Origin of the sequence: Micromonospora sp. NPDC049891 (assembly GCF_040660295.1) — a bacterium.
Taxonomy (GTDB): Bacteria; Actinomycetota; Actinomycetes; order Mycobacteriales; family Micromonosporaceae; genus Micromonospora.
Genome location: NZ_JBFAML010000001.1, coordinates 643,755 through 666,519, shown reverse-complemented (window position 1 = coordinate 666,519; position 22,765 = coordinate 643,755). Strand labels below are relative to the sequence as shown.

Sequence of the window (22,765 nt, the reverse complement as noted above, 5' to 3'; positions counted from 1 at the left end):
GTTCTCCTCCGTGGATCAGTCGATGGAGCGGGTGGCCGGACCCGACCCGTCCGCCCCTGCGGCACCGGTGCCGGCCGGCTGTGCGGCAGGCGTGGTGGGGGCGCTTCCGGTGCCGGCCGCCTCGGCGCGGCCCTGCTCGCGGGCCTCGGCGACCGCGCGGGCGAGCTCCTGCGCACCCCGGCGCCGCCGACGGCGTCGCCGGCCGATGGCCAGCGCGGCGATGGCCGCAGCGAGCAGCAGGATCACGAGTTGCGACCAGGGCACCGCCCAGAGCCCGACCTCGCGGGTGACGGTCGCCGGAGCCGGGTCGAGCACCTCGTCGGTGACGGCGGCCGGCGTGACGGTGAGCGTGCTCCCGAGCCGCAGCAGCGGGGGCACGCCGGTGACACGCACACTGGTCCGGTAGCTGTCGCCGGGCAGGATCTCCGGCAGCACGTCGCCGTCGGTGGCGCGCCGGGCGATCCCGAACGGTCCGGCGACGGCGAGTTCCGGCTGCCCGGTGAGCCGTACGTTGCCGCTGTTGCGGACGGTGAAGGTGGCGGTGACGGTGCCGCCGCGCAGCGGATTCCAGGTGCCGTCGTGGGTCACCGTCAGGTCCTCGACGTCGAGCGCCGGCCGCAGTTCGCCGGTGACCCGGAGATGCAGGCGGGCACCGACCCGGTGGTCCACGGAGACCTGATTGCCCTGCGCGTCGGTGTCGGTGGCGGCGAGGGAGGCGACGATGCCGCCGGGGTGGTCACCGGGCGTGGCGTTGCCGGGTACGGCGAGGGTGAACGGTACGTCCAGCCGGGACGTCGCCGGCACGGTGAGGGTGCGGGTCTGGAAGGTCACCCAGGCGCCGACGTCCGTCGGCTTCTCGTCCGCGGGCAGCAGGTCGAACCCGCCCCGCTGGGTGGTGTACGCGTCACTGGCGTACACGTCGAGGGTGATCGGCCGGTCCGAATGGTTGGTGACGGCCACGTAGTCGGTGAGCTTGGCGCCGGGGGCCAGCTTGTACTCGAAGGCCGCCCGCCCGTTCGGGCCGTCCGGGCTGGACGGAGCCACCCCCCAGGTGAGCGATTCGGTGGCGGCGGCGACGTTCGCGGGCAGGGCGGACGCCGGGTTGACCGGAGTCGCTGCGGGGAGGGCGAGGCTGGCCAGGAGGGCGGCTGCGGCCAGGGCAGCGGGCGTACGCATGACGGGTGGGTCCGTTCGGGTCGGGGTGGTACGGGCCGGGCGGCCACCATCGACCGCCCGGCCCGCCGTCAAGGCGACCGCCTCAGATCGCGGTCAGGGTGAGCGTCGCGGTGTAGGTGCCGGGTGCGGTCTCCGTCGGCAGCCGCAGCCGCAGGTCGGCGGAGAGGGTGGCGGTCCCGCGTCCGACGCCCGAGGGTGCCGAGCCGAGCACCGCGCTGCTGCTGAGCCCGCCGTCGACGGACGGTTGGACAGCCGGGCCGGTGACGACGCCCTGCCCTGCGGACTGGTTGACGATCTTCGGCATCCAGCCGAGGTGGCTGGCGCTGAAGGTGGTGCCGTCAGCGCTGGCGAAGTCCCGTGGCAGCTGACCGGAGGCGCTCCAGCCGGGGGTGCCGGCGCGGGTGTCGGTGACCGTCACCGGGCGCAGGGATCCGTCGCTCTCCCAGCGGTCACCCGCGCTGGAGAGCTGCGCCGGCGGCAGGACGACGCTGCGGTCGTCCGGGTCGACGCTGATCACCAGGGCACCCTGGGTCGGGTCGATCGAGGCGGTGATGGTCTGCGAGGTGCCCGGGTCGGCCGGCGGGAAGGCCACCCAGAGCCACACCTCCTCGCTGGTGGCGACGACGCTGTGGTCGTCGTCGTAGAGCTTCACCTGGTACTCGCAGGCGTTGAGTTCCCGGGTGGCGGTGAAGCTGTAGGTCGGGCCGGCCTCGCCAGGGATGACGGCGAAGGTTTCGGTACCGGGGCAGCGGCTGAACCAGTGGTAGTGGTCCAGCTCGGTCTGCGGGGTCTGCACCGCCCGCAGGGTCACGGTGTCACCGGGCTGGTACTCCTCGGCCATCCCGCCGATGGTCAGCACCGTTCCCGGTCCGGTGCCGTCGAGTTCGCCGACGACGAAGGAGTAGTCGACCGGTCCGGTGCTGACCGTGGTCCCGTTTGTCAGCGTCGCGTCGGCCTGGAAGGTCAGGGTGTAGGCACCCTCGGCGCTGAACGCCCAGTTGGCGTGGGCGTGGGTACGGACCGGCACGTCGATGGCGTCCGGCAGGCCGTCGTCGCTGCGGAACTTGACCAGCGGGCCGCCGAAGGTGTCCTGGGTGAACGCCGACACCGCACCGGGCCCGTCGACGTCGACGAGGCTCAGCCGCACCTTGTCACCGGCGAAGGTGCCGGCCCCCAGGGTGGTGGTGTTCCAGCCCGGCCAGAGCAGGTTCTGGTTCTGGGTCATCGGGAGCAGCCAGATCTGCGATCCGGCCGCGCCGAGGAAGGCGAATCGCGGATCGTCCGGCACCGGCATGGCCGCTTCGGGCAGCACCTGGAAGATCACGTCGGCCGGGTTCCGGGTCACCGCCGGGCTGACGGTGTCGTCGTGCACCTTCAGCGACAGGGCGCCGCCGTCGTAGTGGACATCAATCGCATCGGTGTGCCCCTTGGACAGCACCACCTTCTCGGCGGCGCTGGCGGCGGGCGCCGCGAGCACTGTCCCGGCGGCGATCACCGCCCCGCCGATCAGGGCCGCGAGTACGCGGACACCTGGTGTTCTCATCTCTGTTCCTCTCCTCGCCCGCGCCGGGTCAGCAGCGGGACGTGGTCGCGATCGGGGCAACCGCCCCGCCCACAAGCTAACGGAAATGGTTTTCATTAGCTAGTGGGCTGTTCGGGCATCTCAGACGGTTGCTTCCCTGGCTCCGCCGGGACCGGTGGTCCGCCCACGTTCCGCATGACGCCTTCCGGCCCCTCGCCAGCGCCGGGCGAGCAGCCCGTGCCGGGGTGCCAACAGCCAGGCCGACAGGAACATGGCGGTGGCCACCAGCACGACCGTGCCACCGACCGGCAGGTCGTAGCTCCACGACAGATAGAGCCCCACCAGCGCCGACCCGCCGCCGATCAGTGGCGCGAGCAGCATCATCACCGGAAGCCGGTCGGTGAGCAGCCGGGCGGTGGCCGGCGGGGTGATCAGCAGCGCGAGGACCAGGATGTTGCCGATCGTCTGCAGGGAGATGACCACGGCCAGGGTGACCAGCACGTAGAGCACGATGTCCAGCCAGAACACCGGCAACCCGACCGAACGTGCCATCTCCCGGTCCAGACTCACCGCGACCAGTTCCTTGTGCAGCAGGAGGAGCACCATGAGGATGGCCAGCCCGGTGAAGCCCACGGTGTAGAGGTCCCGGTCGGGAATGCCGGTGATCGAACCGAACAGGAACTGTTGCAGCGAACCCGCGTACCCGGGGGCCCGGGAAATGATCACGATGCCGAGGGCGAAGGCGGCCACGAAGAAGACCCCGATCAGCGAGTCCTCCTTGACCCGTCGGTGCTGCGCGAACACCGCGATCAGCAGCGCGGTCAGGATGCCGGCCACCGCACCCCCCAGCACCAGGCTGCCCTGAAGCACGAAGGCGACCGCCAGGCCCGGGAAGACCGCGTGGGCGACCGCGTCGCCGATGAACGCCATCCCGCGCAGCACCACGTAGCAGCCGACCACGCCGCAGACCACACTGGACATCACCGCGATGGCCAGGGCCTTGGGCAGAAAAGCCAGATCCGGGTTGGTCAGGTCGTGGAGAAAGTCGATGATCGACATCAGCCGGCCCGGACGATCCGCAGCAGCGGCGAGCGCTCGCTCACGCCGAACGTCCGCATCCACACCTGCGGGTCGCGCAGCTCGTCGGGCCGGCCGTCGGCGATCACCCGCTGGTTCAGCAGCACCAGTCGTGCGCAGGACTCCATTGCGCCCACCAGGTCATGGGTCGTCATCAGCAGCGCTTTCCCCTCCGCGGCCAACCCGGCGAACAGCTCGTCGAGCAGTTCCTGGGTAGGTAGATCCAGCCCGGTGAACGGCTCGTCGAGCAGCAGCAGCGTCGGCTGCAACGCGAGCGCGCGGGCCACCAGCACCCGCTGCCGCTGCCCGCCGGAGAGTTCACCGACGGGGCGACGGCGCAGCTCGCCCAGGCGTACCCGGTCGATGGCCTCGGCCGCCGCCCGCCAGTCCGCCGCACCCGGGCGACGCAACAGCCCGATCCGGCCGGTACGGCCACTGAGTACCGCCTGTTCCACCGAGATCGGGAACTCCCAGGCGAACTCGTGCCGCTGTGGTACGTAGCCGATCACCGATCGTCCCGGCCGGCTCGGCACCCCACCGACCAGCACCCGACCGGCCCGTGGCCGCAGCAGGGCCAGCACCGACCGCAGCAGGGTGGTCTTGCCGGCCCCGTTGGGCCCGATCAGCCCGACCAGCTCCCCCGGCTCGACGTGTAGGCGCACCCCGCGCAGCACGGGCCGGCCGCCGAGGTCGACGTCCAGGTCCTCCACGGTGAGGGCGCTGCCGGTGGCGGTCTGCTTCCCCGTGTGCGCCGGTACGAGACCTGACGTGGTCATGAGACAGACCCCGCTGCGCGTTCCCGCTCGACCCGGCGGCGTACCGACCGGCCACGCAGCACCACCACGAGCAGTGCCACCGCCAACGCAGCCGCCACCGCGACCAGACCGACGACCAGCCGGGGCCCACCGCCACCGGCCCCGGACGCCTCGTCGGGCTCGGCCGCCGGCTGCGGCTCCGCTACCGCGCCCGGCCGCGCGGCGAGGGCCTCGTCGGTGCTTGTGGCGTCCCCGACGGCGAACCGGAGGTGCCGGGTCACCGAGGCCCGCTCACCACTGATCAGGTCGGCGCTCACCCGCACCGCCACCAGGTAGACGCCGGGCGCGGTGAAGACCCAGTTGGCGTGGGTGTGGGTGTTGACCTCCACCCACATCGGTTGGCCGGGCGGCTCGGTCGAGCGCCACAGCACCTGCGGCTCGCCGAAGGTGCCGGACTGCACGTACATGGTGACCTCGCCCGGCCCGTCGACGCCCGCGAGTTCGAGGGTCACGCCGCGATCGATCGTCCGCATGACCTGTGGGTCCTGGGTGTTCCAGCCGAGCCACACCACCTGCGGATCCTGGATCTGCGGCACCACGTGCACCGAGGTGCCGGCCGGCACCCCGAGGAACCCGTACGCCGGGTCGTCCGGCACGGTCTGCACGGCCGCGTCGCTGACCTGGAGCACGGTACGGTCCGGATCGCGCCACACCGGTTCGGCGGCGTCGTCGTGGATCAGCAGCGTCCACTCGTCGTCGACGTACCGAGGCCCGAGGTCGACGTGGCCGGCGTTCAGCACTGCCGGTTCACCGGCGACCGGCTGGTCGGCGCCGATGGACTGTTCCAGCGCCGGGTCGGGCGACGCGGGCTGCGCGGCGAGCGCCGCGCCGCCGGGGGCCAGCACCGTCAGCAGGACCACCGGTACGACGGCCCGGACGACCGCCGTCAGGCGGGTCATCTTCACGCTGTTCTCCTCATCTCGCCAGGCAGTCCCGCAGCGACCGGGCGTTGAACCGCATCATCTGGACGTAGTTGGTCACCCGGTCGTCGAAGGCGTCCCCGTAGATGTCGCAGACCCGCACGTCGAGCGCGTCGGCCACCTCGGTCAACGTCGACGAACGCGACCGCAGGCCGGGCTCCAGGAACACCGCCGGCACCCGCAGGTTGCGAATCGTCTCGGTCAGCCGGCGCCGGTCGGCCAGGCTCGGCTCGGCGGCCGGGTGCGGCGTCACGAAGCCCGAGATCTGCACGTCGTAGGCCGCACCGAGGTAGCCGAAGGCATCGTGGGTGGTGATCAGGTGTCGGCGGGCCGGCGAAATCTGGGCGATCGTGTCCCGCACCTCGCGATCGAGCGCCTCCAGCTCGGCGATGTAGGCCGTCGCGTTACGTCGGTATTCCACCGCCCCGGTCGGGTCGGCCGCGGTCAGGGTGTCCCGGATCAGCTCCACGTAGGAGATGGCGTTGCGGACGTTCTGCCACAGGTGCGGGTCGATCTCGCCGTGCACGTGCTTCCCGAGCACCGCCTGGGGCAACTGGTGGATCCGGGTGCCGGGCCGGCCGAGGAAGCGGAAGTCCCGGTCGGCCGGAACCTCGGCGAGCGCCTTGTTCGGCACCTCGACGACCGTGTGGATCGGGTCGTGGACCCGCTGGTGCGCGTCGCCGCCGCCGTGCGGGTCGGCGAGCAGGTAGAGGGCGGGCTTGCCGCGTGCGACGGCGTCCAGGTCGACTGTGACGTCGGCGTGCCCGCCGCGCAGTACGGCCGCGTCGGCCATGCCCGGCACGCCGTGCGGATCGACGCCCACCGCGAAGGTGAAGGTCTGCTCGCCGAGCGGGACGGGTCGCGCCTCGGGGGTGACGGCGAGTTGCGCCGACAGGGTCAACCGGTAGACGCCAGGCTCGGTGAACGCCCAGCTCATGTGGGTGTGTGCGTCGGGTGGCAGGGTGGCGGTGTCGTCGCGGTAACCGGTAGCCGGGTCGAAACCGTCGGCGGAGTTCAGATAGACGGTCGGGTTTCCGAACGACCCGGTGAGATAGGCCGCCAGCACCCCGGGCCCGGTGACGTTCGTGGCGCGCAGCAGCACGTCGGAGGCGCGGTTGGCACCGTGGGACGCTCCGCTGCCACGGACCCGCATGCCGAGCCAGATGGTGTCCAGAGCCATGTCCTCGACCAGCGGAATGATCTCCGCGGCGTACTTGACGGCGCCCTCGGCGAGCGAGACGTTCGGTACCCCGGTCCGCAGGTTGGCGTCGAGCGCCTTGATGACGGCCTGCTCCTCAAGGAGCAGATAGTTGCTGAAGGCCACGTCGGCGTAGACGACGTTGCGCACGTCGCGCAGCGACGGCTCGTACGCGTGCGGGTCGGCGCCGTCGGGCACCAGGGAGCCGACCGCCACCCGGTCGCCGCCGACGTTACGCACCAGGTCGCGCAGGATCCCGGTGGTCGTGACGACCTGGAGACGCTCGTCGCGGTCGCTCAGCACCTCGGCGTCGACGCAGCCACTGAGCCCGACGACCAACAGGACCGGCAGCACCAGCCAACGCACACCCCGCACTGCTCACCACCCTCCACCGGCCAACCGGCAGCAACCTATCATGAAAATGGGAACGGTTATCACATTCGGACAGACGGCGGCCATCGTCCTCCGGCGTGCCGCACCCCGCCTCGGTGATCCCGGAGGCGGGGGGCGGCACGCACAATCAGCCGACCTGGAAGGTGAACTGCTTGGTGGTGCTCACCGACTGCCCGTTTGACGCCCGCACGCCGCTGACCGTGAACGTCGCCACGTACGTGCCGGCGACGTCGAAGCCCCAGTTGAGATGGGCATGCACGTTGCGGTTCACGTTGAGACTGTCCGGCAGCCCGTTACCGCTGTCGAACAGCACAGTGGGAGTGCCACCCGAGGCGGTGAAGACACTGAACCCGCCAGGGCCCTGCACCCCGGTCAGCGCGAACGTCACCCGGTTGAGTTGCAGGGCACCGCTGGCGACGTCGGTGGTGTTCCAGCCGGCCCAGAGCAGACCGGAGGTGTTGGTCTGCGGCAGGACGTACGCGTAACCGCCGCTGCCGAGGAACGACCAGGCCGACCCGGACGGCACCGCCGTGTGCGCGGCGGACGGCACCTTGAAGACCACTGTCGACGGATCCCGCTCGACCGGGGTCGAGCCGGTGTCGTCACGGACACTGACCACGATCGGCCCGCCGGCCACGTGATTGACGTCGATGACATCGACATGGCCGCTGGTCAGCTCGACCACGGCGGCCCGCGCCGGGTCGGCCACCACGAGCGCCAGCGCTCCGGCCAGCAGCATGGAGGCGGCGCCGGCCAGCCAACGGTGGGCAGAGGCCCTGTTCATCCCGTTCTCCCCTTCCCGCGCCACGTCAGGGCAGGACGACGAATCGAAGCTGGACCGACTCGGACTCGACGACCGTCGAGGTGCCGGCCAGGGTGCCGCCGGCCTTCACCTTCAGCAGGTAGACGCCCGGCTTGCTGAATGCCCAGTTGGCGTGCAGGTGATCGCCGACCGGCAGGTCGACGACGTCCGGGAGCCCGTTTCGGCTGTTCGCCAGGACGGTCGGCTGGCCGAAGAGGTCCTCGGTGTAGATCGCCACGTGGGCGCCACCGGGGGCGCTGACCAACTGCTGCACGGTCAGGTCGACCGAGTCGCCGTCGAAGACGCCCTCCTCAAGTTCCTCGGTGGCGATCCCGGCGAAGAGCAGGTCCTCGTTCTCGACCTGGGGCAGGATCCAGACCGGCGACCCGGCGGCGCCGAGGAAGCCGAAGGCGGATCCGCTCGGCACCGTGGTCTTTGCCTGCGACTTGACCACGAAGACGACCTCGGAGTGATGGCGGTGCACACCGGGCTCGACGGTGTCGTCGTGCACACCCAGCTCCAGCTCGCCGTCCTCGTACTCCACCTCGATCACATCGACGTGGCCGGCCGATAGGACGACCGGCGGCGCCGGGACGCCGTGGGCCTGAGCCGGCGCCGCCGAGCCGACGAGGGCCGCGATCATCGCGGCTCCGGTCACCAGCGCGCCCGTGGCTCGCCCGCGGATTGCGGTCAGCATGAAACGGACTCCTTCCCGGCGGTCCCCATTGGACCACCGGCCAGTAATGATACTCATTTTCATTTAGCTGCGACAGGGGGGCCAGGAACGAGGGACCACGGGCTCAGGCCGCGTCTCGTCGGGCTCGCCCGGGCGAGCTGAGCTCAGGAGGTGGCCCGGCGCGGCCCGGAAAGGTCGGCTGCCCGGCACGGGAAGGTCGACGACCCGGCACGAACCGGCAAAGCCGCCCGGCACGGCCTGGAGAGAGTCGGCGGTCCGGCACGGCTGGGAAGGAGCGACGGTCCGGCACGGCCCGGGAAGGTGCGGCGGCGTGGCCGCCGATGACCTTGGCGGGGAGGCTTCGAGGTGCCCGGGGCGGGGGTCGAACCCGCACGCCTTGCGGCAGCCGCTTTTAAGGCGGCCGTGTCTGCCGTTCCACCACCCGGGCGGGTGACACCGACGTGCCGGCACGCACGGTGCAGTGCCACGGTAGCGGGTTCGTCGCCACTGCGGCGTCCCCCGGCGAGCACCGCCACTAGGGTCGAGGCCGTGAGCAGCCGCGCACCCATCGCCGCCATCGACGACGTGGCAACGCAGGCGGATCACTCCATCGCCCGGGTGGGCCGACAGTGGCTCAGCCGGTTGGCCCGGGCCGCCGCCCGGCACCGGAGCGACCTGCTGGCCGGGCTCTTCCTCGCGGCGTTCGCCGGCACGCTCACCCACCGGCTCTGGGCCGACCCCGGCGGGCTGGTACTCGCGCTCAACCCCGAGGACCAGGTGCTCTACGAGTGGTTTCTGGCCGTCGACGCACGGGCGCTGCTTGGCGACTTCGGCCTGTCCACCGACCTGCTCAACGCTCCCGACGGGGTCAACCTGATGGCCAACACGTCGGTCATCGCCCTCGGTGTGCTGTTCGCCCCGGTCACCCTGCTGTTCGGTGCTCCGGTGACCTTCGCCCTGCTGATGACGGTGAACCTCGCCGGCACGGCGATCGCCTGGTACCTCCTCTTCAGCCGTACGCTGCGGGCCCACCGGGCCGCCGCGACGCTGGGTGGCGCGCTGTGCGGCTTCGCCCCCGGGATGGTGTCCCAGAGCAACAGCCACCTGCACATGACGGCCCAGTGGCTGCTACCGGTAATCGTCTGGCTGGTGGTACGCCTGCTGCGGGCCGCCGATCCCGCCACCCGGTCCGGGCCGGCTGCCGGCGTGCCGAGCGGCGCTCCGGACCGGCGTCGGCTGATCACCTCCGCGATCGGGCTCGCCGCCGCCGTCTCCGCCCAGGTGTTCATCGGGGAGGAGGTGCTGTTCCTCGCCGCGCTCACCCTGCTGGTGATGGCGATGACGATGGTCGTCGTGGACCGCGATCTGGCCCGCCGCGCGCTGCCCGCCTTCGTCGGCGCGATGGCCCTCGCCACCGGGACGGCCCTGCTGGTGCTAGCCCGCCCGCTGTGGTTCCAGTTCGCCGGGCCCCTCGGCGTCGCCGACGGCATGTTCAGTCCCCACTACTTCTCGGCCGACCTGCGCAGCTGGTGGGCGATCTCACCGCTCTCCCTGGTCGGAGACGACAGGTCCGCCCGACTGAGCACCGGCGCGGCCGAGTACAACACCTTCCTGGGCTGGCCGCTGCTGGTGGTGACCGTCGGCTGCGCCAGCTGGCTGGGACGCCGTCCGCTGGTGCTGGCCTGCACCGCCGGCATCCTGGTGATGGGTGCACTCTCGCTCGGCCCCGAGGTGGTTTTCGACGGCGACAGCACCGGCCTGCCCGGGCCGTACGCACTGCTCGGCGGCCTGCCGGTGGTCGACGGCGCACTGCCGATGCGGTTCGCCCTGGCCGTACCGCCGCTGGTGGCGACGCTCCTGGTGCTGGCGGTCGACCGGGCGCTACGCGCCAGGGGCCGCACCCGCCGGCTGACCCTGGCCGCGGTCGCCGTGGCGATGGTGCCGCTGGTCCCGGCGCCACTGCCCACCGCGCAACGACCGCCGGTTCCGGAGTTCGTCACCGCCGGCCACTGGCGGACCTGTGTCGAGCCGGGCGGCGTCCTGGTGCCGGTGCCACTGGCCACGCCCAAGGAGCCCTGGCCGATGCGGTGGGCGACCGCCGCCGACGCCGAGTTCAGCATGCCGGAGGGCTTCTTCATCGGCCCGCACGGCCGGGGCGGCAGCGCGGCGATGGGGGTGGCCCCGCGACCCACCTCCGCGCTCCTGGCCGACGTGGCCCGCAGCGGCCTCCGGCCGGTCGTCGGGGACGAACAGCGTCGCCGGGCGGCTGCGGACGTCGAGCACTGGGGTGCCTCGTGCGTGGTGCTGGCGACCGGCACCCCGCACGCCGACAGTCTGCGCCTGACGTTGGAGGCGCTCTACGGGTCGTCGACCCGGATCAGCGACGCCTGGTACTGGCGGGTCTGAGGACGCGGGAGCCCTCTGCCGGAGAAGGGGGCTCCCGTTCACTCACACCTTCGACGGCGGTTGGGACGCCTCGGCGAACTCCTCGCGCGGGTCGTGCAGCTGGCCGAGGGCGACCACCTCACGCTTGAGAACGAACGCCAGCGTCCAGTCGACCACCACCCGGACCTTCCGGTTAAGCGACGGGATCCGGCTCATGTGGTACGTCCGGTGCATGAACCACGCCGGCCAGCCGGTCATCTTGATGCCGTAGACCTGGGCCACACCCTTGTGCAGGCCGAGGCTGGCCACGCTGCCGGCGTGCTTGTGCTTGTAGGGGACCGGCGCCCGGCCCCGGATCACGGCGACGATGTTGTCCGCCATCCGCTGGGCCTGGCGAACCGCGTGCTGGGCGCTCGGCGAGCAGTAGTTGCCCGGCGGCTTGGTCAGGTCCGGTACGGCGGCACAGTCGCCGGCGCTCCAGGCGCCCTCGACCACGCGGTCGCCGTCGACCACCTGCAACGTCGGCAGGCAGGTGACCCGGCGCCGCTCCTCGCGGGGGAAGTCGGTCGCGTCCAGCATCGGTGACGGCTTCACCCCGGCGGTCCAGACGATGGTGTCCGCGCTGAAGCTGTCCCCGTCGGAGAGCTTGACCACCCCGTCGACGCAGGACTCCAGCCGGGTGTCGAGGCGGATGTCCATGTCCCGCTTCAGCAACTGCTGCACCGTGTAGGCGCCCATGTCCCGGTCGACCTCCGGCAGCACCCGCTGGGTGGCCTCGACAAGCACCCACCGCATGTCCGACGTGTTCAGCTCCGGGTAGTACTTCAGCGCGTGGCGGGCCATGTCCTCCATCTCGGCCAGCGCCTCGATGCCGGCGTACCCGCCGCCGACGAAGACGAAGGTCAGCGCCCGACGGCGCACCTCCGGATCGGTGGTGGCAGCGGCCACGTCGAGCTGTTCGAGCACGTGGTTACGCAGATAGATGGCCTCACCGATGGTCTTGAAGCCGATGCCGTGCTCGTGCAGGCCGGGGATCGGCAGGGTCCGGGAGACCGAGCCGGGGGCGACCACCACGTGGTCGTAGGTGATCTCGCGGGGCGGGCCGATGATCGGCTGCACCGTGGCGGTCCGGCTCGCGTGGTCGATCCGGGTGACCGCACCGGCCACCACCGTGCACCGACGCAACTCCCGGCGCAGCGGTACCACGGAGTGCCGTGGCGAGATGTTTCCCGCCGAAGCCTCGGGCAGGAACGGCTGGTACGTCATGTGCGGCTGGGGGTCGACGACGATGACCTCAGCCTCACGGGAACTCAGCTTCTTCGACAGGCGCAGCGCCGCGTAGAGACCGACGTGCCCGGCGCCCACCACAAGGATCCGCTTCGGATTCACGCCACCATCTTTCCCCCACCGACAGCGGTAATCCCGCGCGCGGCCCCCTTCTGTGACCGAGCACAAGCCCGCTGTGACGCCGGTAACGCCGGCCCCGGCAAGCACCTTCTACCCGGCGGTACCAAGCCTCCCAGGAGCCCCCACCGCCCCTGCGTCACCTGCGTCGCAGCAGCCCGGCCAGCAACGCGGTGACCCCGACGGCGAGCAGCAGACCGGCCAGCGTGACCGCCTGCCAGCCGCCGCCACCGGCCCGGGCACCCGACAGTTCGAGCAGCAGCACGCCGAGCACCGACGTGGCGAGCAACACCCCGGCGGCACGGGTGAGCCAACGCACTATCACGTCCGGGTCCACCACGGCGTCGTACGGCAACACCGCCACGAGCGCGCAGAGCGTGTGGGTCAGGTACAGCGCCACCGCCACCGCCATCAGCCGCCACAACGCGATCGGTCGGCCGTACCCGTCGGTGGCGAGCAACCACCCGCCGACCGTGACCAGGGCGGCGAAGGTCGGCCAGAGCCGGCGCGGCATCAGGGCCGGCAACACCGCGACCACCACCAGCGGGCCCAGTGCCTCCCCGACCACGACCTCGGCGGGGTACGCCAGCAGCAGCCCCACCAGGGCGCTGAGGAAGATCCCCACCCGGACCAGTACCGGAGCCAGGGAGATCCGCGCCGCGACCATTCGCAACGCCCGGACCCGCCCGACGACCGACCCCATCATCACGCTCACCGGCCACCCACCCGGGGGGCGGTGGCCAGCCTCGCCACGTCGCGCAGCACCTGGTCGAGGCTGCCGGCACCGGCCCACGGCACCACCGGCACCCCGTGCTCGCGCAACTGCGCGATCATCGTGTCCCGATCCAGCCGCCACAGCCGGTACGCCACCTCGACCCAGCCCCGATCCTTCGGTGGTGACAGATCCGCCGGAAGCGTGTCGACGGCCACCACGAAGCGTCCCGAACGGGCCAACCGGGCCAGCATCTGCGCCGACCGCTCCTCAAGCAGCGGGGTGAGCACCACCACAAGCGCGTCCGCGGAGAGCAGGTGAGGCCCGAACACCTGGTCGTACGGCTCGTGCGGGGAGGCCTGTGCCTTGACGTCCAGCAGCCACTCCAGCACGGTCAGGTACTGCCGACGTCCGGTCGCCGGGCGCAGCCGCCGGGCACTCGGGCCGTACTCCAGCAGCGCCACCCGGTCACCCCGGTGCAGGTAGTGCTCGGCGATGGCGGCCGCCGCCCGGACCGTGGTGTCCAACACCGACGCCGTACCGGTGACCCCACCGGAGCGACCCGCCTCGGCCAGCACGTCGAGCAGCACGACCACCTCGGCGTCCCGGTCCGAGAGGGTGGCCGCCACGTGCAGTTGCCGGGCCCGTAGCGACACCCGCCAGTCGATCCGGCGCAACCGGTCACCGGGGGCGAAGACCCGCACCCCGGCCAGTTCGCCGCCCTCACCGGGGCGACGCGAGTGGTGCGCCCCGACCAGGCCGGCGGCCCGGGGCATCACCTCGACCGCCTCGAACGGCTCGGTCTTCGGGTACACCTTGGATCGGACCGGTTCGACGATCACCGCGCGCGAGACCAGCAGACCCTGCGCGGCGGCGACCCGGGCGCCCGCCGGGCCCAGCGGATGCCGGCCCCAACGCAGCGCGGTGCCGGCCAGCTCCAGGTCGACGGCGGTGTCCGGGGCGACCGACGTGACGAACGGCCGGTCCGCCACCGTCGGTTGACCGGCACCGGTGGAGCGACCGGACCCGACGACGGCGCTGCCGGCGAGTCCCGCGCGTTCGACCCGCAGCCACGGCGAAACCCGGGTACGCAGCACCGCCACGTCGTAGGGCACCGCACCCGGGTTGCCGACGGTGACCGTCCCGGCCAGCTCACCGCCTTCCACCAGGTGATCCTCGGCGGCGCTGATCCACACCTGGGGCAGCTCGACGGGCCGGCGTCGCAACGCGTACGCGGTTCCGAGCGCGAACGGGACGGCCAGCACGATCAGGTCCACCCGCCCCAGCAGCACCGCGGCGACCAGGAGCAGGCCGGTGAGCAGCACCGCCCGGCCGAACGCCCAGGTGGGCGTCCAGTTGGGAGGTGCCGTTCGCTCGCCCCGCTCGCTCACGCCGGGTCAGTCCCCCTGCCGGCCGGCTGCGTAGCTCGGCAGCGCGCCACTGGCCGGCGCGGGGGTACCGTCGAGGACCTCACCGACCACGAAGGACGGATCGACCCGACGCAGCCACATCTCCGGCCGTAGCGTGATCCGGTGCGCCAGCGCCGGGGCCGCGACGTCCTTGACATCCTCGGGAATCACGTAGTCCCGCCCGGAGAGCACCGCCCGCACCCGGGACAGCAGCAGCAGCGCCAGCGAACCGCGGGGCGAGGCGCCGACCAGCACCGACGGGTGCTCCCGGGTGGCCGCGGTCAGCGCCACGATGTACCGGCCCACTGAGTCCTCCACCACGACGTCCTCCAACGCCGCCTGCATGGCGCGCAGCGTGCCGGCGTCGACCACCGGCTTGATGTCGGCCTCCTCCCGGCGGCGCGCCATCCGCCGACGCAGCACCTCCCACTCCTCGTCCTGCGTCGGGTAGCCGAACGACACCCGCAGCAGGAACCGGTCCAGCTGCGCCTCCGGCAACGGATAGGTGCCCTCGTACTCGATCGGGTTGGCGGTGGCGAGCACGTGGAACGGCTCATCCAGCCGGTACGTCACACCCTCCACCGAGACCTGCTTCTCCTGCATCGCCTCCAGCAGGGCCGACTGGGTCTTCGGCGGGGTCCGGTTGATCTCGTCGGCGAGCAGCAGGTTGGTGAAGACCGGCCCGGCCCGGAAGGTGAAGTCGCCGCTGCGCTGGTCGTAGAGAAAGGAACCGGTGACGTCGGCGGGCAGCAGGTCGGGGGTGAACTGGAGACGCCGGAAGTCCAGCCCCAGCGCCTGGGCGAAGGACCGCGCGGTGAGCGTCTTGCCCAACCCCGGCAGGTCCTCCAACAGCACGTGCCCACCGGCGAGGATGCCGGCGAGAACCAGTTCCAGGGCGTCCCGCTTGCCGACCACGACCTGGCCCACCGCGTCCAGCACCGCCCGCGCGAGGCGACCTACCTCGGTGGGGGGCATCGTGCGGCCGACGTCGTTCATCAGATCTTCTCCAGTTCGGCGACGATCGCCGCGAGGTCGCGCGGCGAGGGGGTGCGGCGGGGTGGCGTTTCCAGGAACGTCGACAGGTGGTCGCCCAGCAGGGCCCGGGCACGGGCCGGATCCGACTCCCGGGTGACGCCGTGTCTCAGGCGCAGCCGTTCGTCCGCCAGCTCGGCCAGCCGGGGCAGGATCACTGTGGTGAACCGTTCCGGACGCGTCTTGGACCACTCCAACGGGACCGCCCAGCCGTTGATCGCGACACGCAACGCGTCCCGGGCGTCCCAGTTGTAGGTGCCCGGTTCCTCGCCGCCCCGCGACGACGATCCGCCCTGGCTGGACTTCGGTGGTGGGGCGAGCGCGGCGACGATCCGGCGTACCACAAGCAGCGCGACCACGGCGGCGACGAGCACCAGCAGCGAGACCCGCAGCCCGACCGCGCGCAGCCCGGCGACGGCGACGACTGTCACGGCTGCGGTGACACCGAGCACGCCGGCGACGGTACGCAGCCGCCCACCCCGACGCGGCTCGGACTGGACCGTCCGCTCCTCGGAGAAGCTGAGCAGGTCGTCGATGCTTGTGCTGCTCACGGCGTCTCCGGCTCGACCACTGCGGTGAGTTCGCCACGCAGCCGGCGCAGCGCCGCCCGGGCCTGGTCCCGGGTCCGTTCGCCCACCGGTCGGGTGGCGTACCGGGCCTCGCGGTAGACGTCCGCGAACTCGGCCAGCACGTCGGCGCTCACGATCGCCGGCACGCCTGTGGACGGGTCACCGCGGAGCAGCCGGGTGACCAGGTCGGTGGGGGTGTCGCCGGTCAGTCGGGGCACCCCGGCGGCGGCCGCGGCCTCTTCGAGGCGTACCCAGCAGGCGATCACCGCGGTTCGTGGGTCGGTGGCCCGGTCGTCCAGGTCGACCAGGCCCGCGTCGACGGCCGCCACCACCTCGGCGGCGGTGCCCTCGGCGCTGCGTCGGGTCGGCCGGGCGGGCAGCGCCCGGGTGACCCGACGCGCCACCCCCCGCGCCACGGTCCAGATCAGATAACTGAGGGCGGCCAGCAGCGCCAGCCCGAGCACCGCCACCGCCACCGTGCCGAGCCAGGACGGAATCCGGGTACGGGTCTCCTCGGCGGCCTCGCGGGGCTCGGCCGGGATCGACGGACGCGGCTCCCCGCTCGGGTACTCCAGCACGAAGGGCGCGTCCTTGACGGCGGGCGGTATCCGGCTCGCACCGATCGACGAATGCGCGGTGGCCAGGGTGACGGCGGCGAGCAGGGCAACGATCGCCGTCACCGGCCACCACCTGCGAAGCACATCCATCGGTCACCTCAGTCCACCCCGGCCAGCAGTTTCGCCCGGGCGAACACATCGTCAAGCATCTCTGGTGTCAGCCGACCGGTGAAGGTGTTCTGCTGGCTGACGTGGTAGCAACCGAGCAGTTCCGGTACGGCCGTGCCGGACCAGTGTGCCCCATGCCCGAACGACGGTCGCGGGCTGGGCGGACGGACGCCGTACCCGGCGCGCAACGCCGGCCACCACGCGGCCCAGGCGAAGGCCCCCAGCGCCACCACCACCCGCAGCGTCGGCCGGATCAGCTCGATCTCCCGGCGCAGCCAGGGCGCACAGGTGTCCCGCTCGCCCGGGGTGGGCTTGTTGTCCGGTGGGGCGCAGCGTACGGCGGCGAAAATTCTCGTGTCGCGCAGCGTCAGGCCGTCGGCGGCGGACACGCTTGTCGGCTGATTGGCCAGGCCGGCCCGGTGCAGGGCGGCGAAGAGCACGTCACCGGACCGGTCGCCGGTGAAGATCCGACCGGTCCGGTTGCCGCCGTGCGCGGCGGGGGCCAGACCGAGGATGCCGATCCGGGCCGCCGGATCGCCGTAACCGGGCACCGGCCGTCCCCAGTACTCCTGATCGCGGAAGGCCGCCCGCTTGGTACGGGCGACCTCCTCCCGCCACTCGACAAGCCGGGGGCAGGCGAAGCAGTCGGCGACGCCCGCGTCCAGATCGGCCAGATCCGCCGCCCGCGCGGCGCGGGCGACGACCTCGGCGGGGGTACGCGACTCAGCCAAGCTTGGCCCGGAAGAGTTCCAGGGTGCGCGCCCAGGCGCTGGTGGCCGCCCGCTGGTCGAACTTCTCCGGCCGGTCCTCGTTGAAGAAGGCGTGCGCGGTGCCCGGATAGTCGTGCAGCTGGCAGCTGCCACCGGAGTTCTCGATGGCCCGACGTACCGCCTGCACACCCGGGTCCGCGGAGGTGCCGTCCGCCTCCGAGCAGTGCACAAGCGCGTCCTTGCCGGCGTAGTCGCCCCACTCGGTACGCATGCCCTCCCAGGGCAACCGGGGGTAGAAGGCGGCGGTGGCGACGATCCGCTCGGAGAAGTTCGCCGCCCACAGCGCCAGACTGGCCCCGGCGCAGAAGCCGGCGCAGCCCACCTTGCCGGTGACCTCGGTGCGGCCGGCGAGATAATCGGCGGCGGCGGCGATCTCCCGCGCCGTCTCGTCCATCTGCGGCCCGTTGAGCAGCCGCCGGGGCTCGCTCGGCTTCCCGGCCGGCTCGCCGTGCCGGAAGTCCGGAGCGAGGGCGACGAAACCCGCCTCAGCGAAGCGGTCCACCACCGACCTGATGTGCGGCACGAGGCCCCACCAGTCCTGAATCACGATCACTGCCGGGCTTGCCGCGCCGGTGGCGGGTATCGCGAGATATCCCTCACCCGTACCGCCATCGCCACGGTAGGTCACCATCTCGCCCATCGGCCCGTCCTCCTAGCGGTCAGTCATCGTTGGCTGGTCGCCCAGTGGTCCTACGTGCCGGTAGCCTGCCACGCGGTGACCACCGCCGGGAAGATGCCGGAACAGTGGCATTCACCTCCCGTTCGCGTTTGCCAGGCTCCAGGCGATGCCGTCGAGGATGTCGTGCTCGGAGGCGATCACGTCGGTCATGCCCGCCCGTTCCATGGCCACGCGGAGCACCAACGCGCCGGCACCGATCACGTCCGCGCGACCGGGATGCATCACGGGGATCGCCAACCGCTGCTCACGCGTCATGGTCAGCAGGTCGGCGGTCACCTCCGCCACCCGGTCGTACGACACCCGGGCGTGGTGGATGCGGTCCGGGTCGTACCCGGTGAGGCCCTGAGCGATCGCGACCACTGTGGTGACCGAACCGGCGAGCCCGACAAGCGTGGCCGCCTGCCGCCCCGGCACGGCCGTCAGCGCGCGGTCCACCGCGACCGCGATGTCGGCCTGGGCGGCGGCGATCTCGTCCAGGCCGGGCGGGTCTCCGTGCAGGTGCCGCTCGGTCATCCGCACGCAGCCGATGTCCATGGAGATCGCGGCGTCGACACCACCGTCCCGGGTGCCCACGACGAACTCGGTCGAGCCGCCACCGATGTCCAGCACCAGGTACGGCGACGGCGCGTCGGCGGGCAGGCCGCGCACCGCCCCGGTGAACGACAGCCGCGCCTCCTCGTCACCGCTGACCACCTCGGGCGCGACGCCGAGCGTCCGCTCCACCATGGCGCGGAACTCGGCCGCGTTCTCCGCGTCCCGACTGGCCGACGTGGCGCACATCCGCACCCGCTCGGCACCCAGCTTCCCGATCTCTTCGGCGTAGCCGGCTAGGGCGACCCGGGTCCGCTCGATCGCCTCCGGAGCGAGCCGACCGGTGGCGTCCACCCCCTGGCCGAGCCGGACGATCTCCATCCGCCGGCTCCGGTCCACAAGTGGTGCGTCCGGCCCGGCCGACGGGTCCGGCAGGTCGGCCACCAGCAACCGGATCGAGTTGGTGCCACAGTCGATGGCCGCCACGCGCGTCGTCACGACGGAAACCCTACCGCCACCCTCGCCCCACCCATCCGGCCACCACACTCACGGACGGTAGCCAAGCCCCGGGTAACTCTCCGAAGTCGAGCAGTCGAGCCACCCACCTTGCCCCTTCCATCCTTTGCTCTGCTTACCTATACGCACAACCGCAATGAGCAGGGGTTGTCCGCGCTTCCGATCAGTCCGCTCCGATCCAGCAATCACCGAGAGTAAGCTTGTGCGTATAGGTAAGCAGAGCAAAGGCGGCGGGGTGGAGAGTGGACCCGGCGGGGGGCGACCACAGCGAGTGAGGGCGTCAGTGGGCAGGGCGTGGGCGGGTGAGGCCTGAGCGGGTGAGCGTGGGCGGGTACGGCGCGGTCAGAGGCGCAGCAGCATGCGGGTGTTGCCCAGGGTGTTCGGCTTGACCCGCTCCAGGTCAAGGAACTCGGCGACACCCTCGTCGTACGAGCGCAGCAGCTGCTCGTAGACCGGGTGCGGCACCGGGGCGCCGTCGATCTCGGTGAAGCCGAACGAACCGAAGAACCGGGTCTCGAAGGTGAGCACGAAGATGCGGGCCACTCCCAGGTCCCGCGCCGCGTCGATCAGCTCCGCGACGATCCGGTGCCCGATCTGCTGGCCCCGGCAACTGGGATCGACCGCCACCGTGCGGATCTCGGCCAGGTCCTCCCACATCACGTGCAGCGCGCCGCAGCCCACCACCGCACCGTCGGAGACCCGGCTGGCGACCCGGAACTCCTGCACATCCTCGTACAGCGTCACCGTGGCCTTGCTGAGCAGTCGGCGATCATCGGTGTAGGTGTCGACCAGTCGTCGGATCGCCCGCACATCGGCGGTCCGGGCCCGCCGGACCACGACGCCGCCGTCGCTCACCCGGCCTCCGGCACGTCGACACAACGTCCGGCCACCCACCAGGGCTCGACCAGGTCGAGCGTCTCGTCGCCGAACGGGTTCACCCCCGGCCCGGCCGCGAGCGCATGGCCGAGATGGACGTGCAGGCACTTCACCCGGCCCGGCATTCCGCCGGCCGAGATGCCGGCGATCTCGGGCACCTCGGCGATGGCGTCCCGGCGGGTCAGGTAGTCCTCGTGCGCCGCGCGGTACCGGGCGGCCAGCTCCGGGTCGGCGGCCAGCCGCTCCGCCATCTCCTTCATCAGACCTGCCGACTCCAGCCGGCTGCACACCGCTGTCGCCCGGGGACAGGTCAGGTAGAACAGCGTCGGGAAGGGCGTGCCGTCGGCCAGCCGGGGGGTCGTCTCCACCACGTCCGGCAGGCCACACGGGCAGCGGTGGGCCACCGCCCGGGTCCCCCGGGGCGGGCGTCCGAGCTGCGCGGCCACCGCGGCAAGGTCGGCCTCCGTGGCCGGCTCCCGCTTCGGCGGCGGTACGGAAGCCGCCGCCGGCTCCTGCGGTGGTACGACAGTCACGATGCCATCTCTCGTCGGTGCTTACTCGTCGGTCTGGTGAGCGTCGGCCGCCCGCACGCTCGACCACAGGGTGTCGTACCAGGGATCCGGCGCGGTCGGATCCGCCGGGTCGCCACCCCCGCCGGTTTCCCGGGCGGCACCGGCGGGATCGTCGAGCAGGATCACCATCTTCTCGCCCGGCCGCTTCATGAAGAACCGCTCCCGCGCCTTGGCCTCGATGTACGCGTCATCCTGCCACTTCTCCGCCTCGGTGGTCAGCTCGGCGATCAGCTTCCGCTGGGCGGCCTGCGAGGCTTCCATCCGCTCGATGTCCGCCTGCTGGTCGAGGTAGACCCGGACCGGATAGGTGTAGGCGAGGGCGAGCGCGATCAACACCGCGAACAGCACTGTGGCCCGGCCGGTGAGACCTCGGGAACGGGGTGCGGACAGCCGCGTCACCGCGCCGCCGGCCGCCGTGCGCCGGGCGGCGGCGGGGCGCTTGGCGGAGCGTACGCCCTCGGCGCCGCGGTTGGCCGACGGCGCCCGGCCGGCGGCGGACCGCGACTCGGCGCGGACACCGCCGTCACGGGCCGTGCCGGGCCGGCCGGCGCGCGCGGGCCGGCGGACCGGACGCTGACCACCCGGCGTGCGGCGCTGCTGCATCACACCCCTCCCCCGAGGTCCGGCATCCGTCAGGCGGAACGGTAGCGCGGGAAGGCGCCCGCCCCGGCGTACCGCGCCGCGTCGGCCAGCTCCTCCTCGATGCGCAGGAGCTGGTTGTACTTCGCGACCCGGTCCGACCGGGCCGGAGCACCGGTCTTGATCTGCCCGCAACCGGTGGCCACCGCCAGGTCGGCGATGGTGGTGTCCTCGGTCTCGCCGGAACGGTGGCTCATCATGCACTTGAAGCCGGCCCGGTGGGCCAGGTCCACCGCGTCCAGCGTCTCGGTGAGCGAGCCGATCTGGTTGACCTTGACCAGCACCGCGTTTGCCGCCTTCTCGGCGATGCCCCGGGCGATGCGCTGCGGGTTGGTGACGAACAGGTCGTCACCGACGATCTGGACCCGGTCGCCGATCGCTGCGGTGAGCGTCTGCCAGCCGGTCCAGTCGTCCTCGGCCAGCGGGTCCTCGATCGAGACGATCGGGTACGCGTCGGCCAGCTTGGTGTAGTACTCGCTCATCTCCGCGGCGCTCTTGGCCGCGCCCTCGAAGGTGTAGCTGCCGTCGGCGAAGAACTCGGTGGCGGCCACGTCCAGGGCGAAGACGATGTCGGTGCCGAGCCGGTAGCCGGCCTTCTCCACCGCCTCCGCGATCAGGTCCAGCGCGGCGGCGTTCGTCGGCAGGTTCGGCGCGAAGCCACCCTCGTCGCCGAGCCCGGTGGACAGGTCCTTCTTCTTCAGTACCGACTTGAGCGCGTGGTAGACCTCGGCACCGGAGCGCAGCGCCTCGCGGAAGCTGGGCGCCCCGATCGGCGCGATCATGAACTCCTGGATGTCGACGTTGCTGTCGGCGTGCGCCCCACCGTTGAGGATGTTCATCATCGGCACCGGCAGCAGGTGGGCGTTCGGCCCGCCCAGGTAGCGGAAGAGGCTCAGGTCGGCGCTGCCGGCCGCGGCCTTGGCCACCGCCAGGGAGACCCCGAGGATCGCGTTGGCGCCCAGCTCGGCCTTGTTGTCGGTGCCGTCGATGTCGAGCATCTTCTGGTCGATCGCCCGCTGCTCGCTGGCCTCGTAGCCGATGAGCTGGTCGACGATCCGGTCCTCGATGTTGGCGACCGCCTTCTCCACTCCCTTGCCCAGGTAGCGGCCCTTGTCACCGTCGCGCAGCTCGATCGCCTCGAAGGCGCCGGTCGAGGCGCCGGAGGGCACCGCCGCCCGGGAGATCGTGCCGTCGTCGAGCCCGACCTCGACCTCGACCGTCGGGTTGCCCCGCGAGTCCAGGATCTCCCGAGCCTCGATTACCTCGATGGTTGCCACTGAGTTGCTCCTCGTTCGTGTGGTCTCGTCCGGTATCGGCCGCGACGGTGCGGCAGAGGCAGGTGTTGAACGCAGCGTATCGGTCCCCGC

Annotated in this window: 22 protein-coding genes and 1 tRNA gene; 1 reads left to right on the top strand and 22 read right to left on the bottom strand. The window is 71.9% G+C overall.

Features of this window, described 5'->3' with window-relative positions; genetic code table 11:
• Window positions 1–15: 15 nt before the first annotated feature.
• From AB0I71_RS03190 to AB0I71_RS03150, 9 genes are all read right to left on the bottom strand, one after another.
• The gene (locus AB0I71_RS03190) at window positions 16–1,176 is read right to left on the bottom strand and encodes a DUF916 domain-containing protein (protein ID WP_357581572.1); all 1,161 of its coding nucleotides are present in this window, start codon (window positions 1,174–1,176) and stop codon (window positions 16–18) included.
• A gap of 82 nt (window positions 1,177–1,258) precedes the next feature.
• Window positions 1,259–2,719 (bottom strand): choice-of-anchor M domain-containing protein, encoded by a 1,461-nt coding sequence (locus tag AB0I71_RS03185; RefSeq protein WP_357581571.1) that lies wholly within the window; start codon window positions 2,717–2,719, stop codon window positions 1,259–1,261.
• Window positions 2,720–2,839: 120 nt separating this feature from the next.
• A complete protein-coding gene (locus AB0I71_RS03180) occupies window positions 2,840–3,757 on the bottom strand; it encodes an anchored repeat-type ABC transporter permease subunit (protein ID WP_357581570.1) in 918 nt (305 codons plus the stop codon).
• Window positions 3,757–4,551 (bottom strand): anchored repeat-type ABC transporter ATP-binding subunit, encoded by a 795-nt coding sequence (locus AB0I71_RS03175; protein ID WP_357581569.1) that lies wholly within the window; start codon window positions 4,549–4,551, stop codon window positions 3,757–3,759. Before AB0I71_RS03175 ends, AB0I71_RS03180 begins: the two co-directional genes overlap by 1 nt.
• Complete coding sequence (locus tag AB0I71_RS03170; RefSeq protein WP_357581626.1) at window positions 4,548–5,489, bottom strand: choice-of-anchor M domain-containing protein; 942 nt, start codon at window positions 5,487–5,489, stop codon at window positions 4,548–4,550. Before AB0I71_RS03170 ends, AB0I71_RS03175 begins: the two co-directional genes overlap by 4 nt.
• Window positions 5,490–5,505: 16 nt before the next feature.
• Window positions 5,506–7,083, bottom strand: coding sequence for an anchored repeat ABC transporter, substrate-binding protein (locus AB0I71_RS03165; RefSeq protein ID WP_357581568.1), 1,578 nt, complete (start codon window positions 7,081–7,083; stop codon window positions 5,506–5,508).
• 145 nt (window positions 7,084–7,228) lie between these two features.
• On the bottom strand, window positions 7,229–7,840 hold the full coding sequence (locus AB0I71_RS03160) for a choice-of-anchor M domain-containing protein (RefSeq protein WP_357581625.1): 612 nt from the start codon (window positions 7,838–7,840) through the stop codon (window positions 7,229–7,231).
• A 70-nt stretch (window positions 7,841–7,910) separates the two neighbouring features.
• Window positions 7,911–8,600 (bottom strand): choice-of-anchor M domain-containing protein, encoded by a 690-nt coding sequence (locus AB0I71_RS03155; RefSeq protein ID WP_357581567.1) that lies wholly within the window; start codon window positions 8,598–8,600, stop codon window positions 7,911–7,913.
• A 346-nt stretch (window positions 8,601–8,946) separates the two neighbouring features.
• Window positions 8,947–9,027 (bottom strand) — tRNA-Leu (locus AB0I71_RS03150).
• A 101-nt stretch (window positions 9,028–9,128) separates the two neighbouring features.
• On the opposite strand from AB0I71_RS03150, the gene AB0I71_RS03145 reads away from it, so the two are divergent.
• A complete protein-coding gene (locus AB0I71_RS03145; protein ID WP_357581566.1) occupies window positions 9,129–10,985 on the top strand; it encodes a hypothetical protein in 1,857 nt (618 codons plus the stop codon).
• A gap of 42 nt (window positions 10,986–11,027) precedes the next feature.
• Here the strand turns inward: AB0I71_RS03145 and AB0I71_RS03140 are convergent, their stop codons facing one another.
• From AB0I71_RS03140 to eno, 13 genes are all read right to left on the bottom strand, one after another.
• A complete protein-coding gene (locus AB0I71_RS03140) occupies window positions 11,028–12,353 on the bottom strand; it encodes an NAD(P)/FAD-dependent oxidoreductase (protein ID WP_357581565.1) in 1,326 nt (441 codons plus the stop codon).
• Window positions 12,354–12,507: 154 nt separating this feature from the next.
• A complete protein-coding gene (locus tag AB0I71_RS03135; RefSeq protein WP_357581624.1) occupies window positions 12,508–13,071 on the bottom strand; it encodes a hypothetical protein in 564 nt (187 codons plus the stop codon).
• An 8-nt stretch (window positions 13,072–13,079) separates the two neighbouring features.
• Window positions 13,080–14,471 carry a DUF58 domain-containing protein gene (locus AB0I71_RS03130; protein WP_357581564.1) on the bottom strand — a complete coding sequence of 464 codons (1,392 nt, stop codon included), beginning with the start codon at window positions 14,469–14,471 and terminating at the stop codon, window positions 13,080–13,082.
• 6 nt (window positions 14,472–14,477) lie between these two features.
• Window positions 14,478–15,485: a MoxR family ATPase gene (locus AB0I71_RS03125; RefSeq protein ID WP_357581563.1), complete on the bottom strand. Its 1,008-nt coding sequence runs from the start codon at window positions 15,483–15,485 to the stop codon at window positions 14,478–14,480.
• A complete protein-coding gene (locus tag AB0I71_RS03120; RefSeq protein ID WP_357581562.1) occupies window positions 15,485–16,072 on the bottom strand; it encodes a hypothetical protein in 588 nt (195 codons plus the stop codon). Before AB0I71_RS03120 ends, AB0I71_RS03125 begins: the two co-directional genes overlap by 1 nt.
• Window positions 16,069–16,797, bottom strand: a complete 729-nt coding sequence (locus AB0I71_RS03115) for a DUF4129 domain-containing protein (protein ID WP_357581561.1) — start codon at window positions 16,795–16,797, stop codon at window positions 16,069–16,071. The genes AB0I71_RS03120 and AB0I71_RS03115 overlap by 4 nt, the downstream gene beginning before the upstream one ends.
• A gap of 8 nt (window positions 16,798–16,805) precedes the next feature.
• Window positions 16,806–17,546 (bottom strand): uracil-DNA glycosylase, encoded by a 741-nt coding sequence (locus AB0I71_RS03110; protein ID WP_357581560.1) that lies wholly within the window; start codon window positions 17,544–17,546, stop codon window positions 16,806–16,808.
• Window positions 17,539–18,225, bottom strand: a complete 687-nt coding sequence (locus tag AB0I71_RS03105) for a dienelactone hydrolase family protein (RefSeq protein WP_357581559.1) — start codon at window positions 18,223–18,225, stop codon at window positions 17,539–17,541. Before AB0I71_RS03105 ends, AB0I71_RS03110 begins: the two co-directional genes overlap by 8 nt.
• A 111-nt stretch (window positions 18,226–18,336) precedes the next feature.
• Window positions 18,337–19,281 carry a Ppx/GppA phosphatase family protein gene (locus AB0I71_RS03100; RefSeq protein ID WP_357581623.1) on the bottom strand — a complete coding sequence of 315 codons (945 nt, stop codon included), beginning with the start codon at window positions 19,279–19,281 and terminating at the stop codon, window positions 18,337–18,339.
• 372 nt (window positions 19,282–19,653) lie between these two features.
• Window positions 19,654–20,166 carry an amino-acid N-acetyltransferase gene (locus AB0I71_RS03095; protein ID WP_357581558.1) on the bottom strand — a complete coding sequence of 171 codons (513 nt, stop codon included), beginning with the start codon at window positions 20,164–20,166 and terminating at the stop codon, window positions 19,654–19,656.
• The gene (locus AB0I71_RS03090) at window positions 20,163–20,720 is read right to left on the bottom strand and encodes a DUF501 domain-containing protein (protein WP_357581557.1); all 558 of its coding nucleotides are present in this window, start codon (window positions 20,718–20,720) and stop codon (window positions 20,163–20,165) included. The genes AB0I71_RS03095 and AB0I71_RS03090 overlap by 4 nt, the downstream gene beginning before the upstream one ends.
• 21 nt (window positions 20,721–20,741) lie before the next feature.
• A complete protein-coding gene (locus AB0I71_RS03085; RefSeq protein WP_357581556.1) occupies window positions 20,742–21,362 on the bottom strand; it encodes a septum formation initiator family protein in 621 nt (206 codons plus the stop codon).
• 29 nt (window positions 21,363–21,391) lie between these two features.
• Window positions 21,392–22,675 (bottom strand): phosphopyruvate hydratase, encoded by a 1,284-nt coding sequence (eno, locus tag AB0I71_RS03080; RefSeq protein ID WP_093406354.1) that lies wholly within the window; start codon window positions 22,673–22,675, stop codon window positions 21,392–21,394.
• Window positions 22,676–22,765: the final 90 nt, after the last annotated feature.

What these genes read in the sequence shown, in the direction of transcription:
- AB0I71_RS03170 (WP_357581626.1), bottom strand. Translation starts at nt 5,489, where the DNA reads ATGACCCGCCTGACGGCGGTCGTCCGGGCCGTCGTACCGGTGGTCCTG.
- AB0I71_RS03155 (WP_357581567.1), bottom strand. Translation starts at nt 8,600, where the DNA reads ATGCTGACCGCAATCCGCGGGCGAGCCACGGGCGCGCTGGTGACCGGA.
- AB0I71_RS03085 (WP_357581556.1), bottom strand. Translation starts at nt 21,362, where the DNA reads ATGCAGCAGCGCCGCACGCCGGGTGGTCAGCGTCCGGTCCGCCGGCCC.
- AB0I71_RS03190 (WP_357581572.1), bottom strand. Translation starts at nt 1,176, where the DNA reads ATGCGTACGCCCGCTGCCCTGGCCGCAGCCGCCCTCCTGGCCAGCCTC.
- AB0I71_RS03160 (WP_357581625.1), bottom strand. Translation starts at nt 7,840, where the DNA reads ATGCTGCTGGCCGGAGCGCTGGCGCTCGTGGTGGCCGACCCGGCGCGG.
- AB0I71_RS03125 (WP_357581563.1), bottom strand. Translation starts at nt 15,485, where the DNA reads ATGAACGACGTCGGCCGCACGATGCCCCCCACCGAGGTAGGTCGCCTC.
- AB0I71_RS03135 (WP_357581624.1), bottom strand. Translation starts at nt 13,071, where the DNA reads ATGGGGTCGGTCGTCGGGCGGGTCCGGGCGTTGCGAATGGTCGCGGCG.
- AB0I71_RS03185 (WP_357581571.1), bottom strand. Translation starts at nt 2,719, where the DNA reads ATGAGAACACCAGGTGTCCGCGTACTCGCGGCCCTGATCGGCGGGGCG.
- AB0I71_RS03115 (WP_357581561.1), bottom strand. Translation starts at nt 16,797, where the DNA reads ATGGATGTGCTTCGCAGGTGGTGGCCGGTGACGGCGATCGTTGCCCTG.
- AB0I71_RS03105 (WP_357581559.1), bottom strand. Translation starts at nt 18,225, where the DNA reads ATGGGCGAGATGGTGACCTACCGTGGCGATGGCGGTACGGGTGAGGGA.
- AB0I71_RS03175 (WP_357581569.1), bottom strand. Translation starts at nt 4,551, where the DNA reads ATGACCACGTCAGGTCTCGTACCGGCGCACACGGGGAAGCAGACCGCC.
- AB0I71_RS03180 (WP_357581570.1), bottom strand. Translation starts at nt 3,757, where the DNA reads ATGTCGATCATCGACTTTCTCCACGACCTGACCAACCCGGATCTGGCT.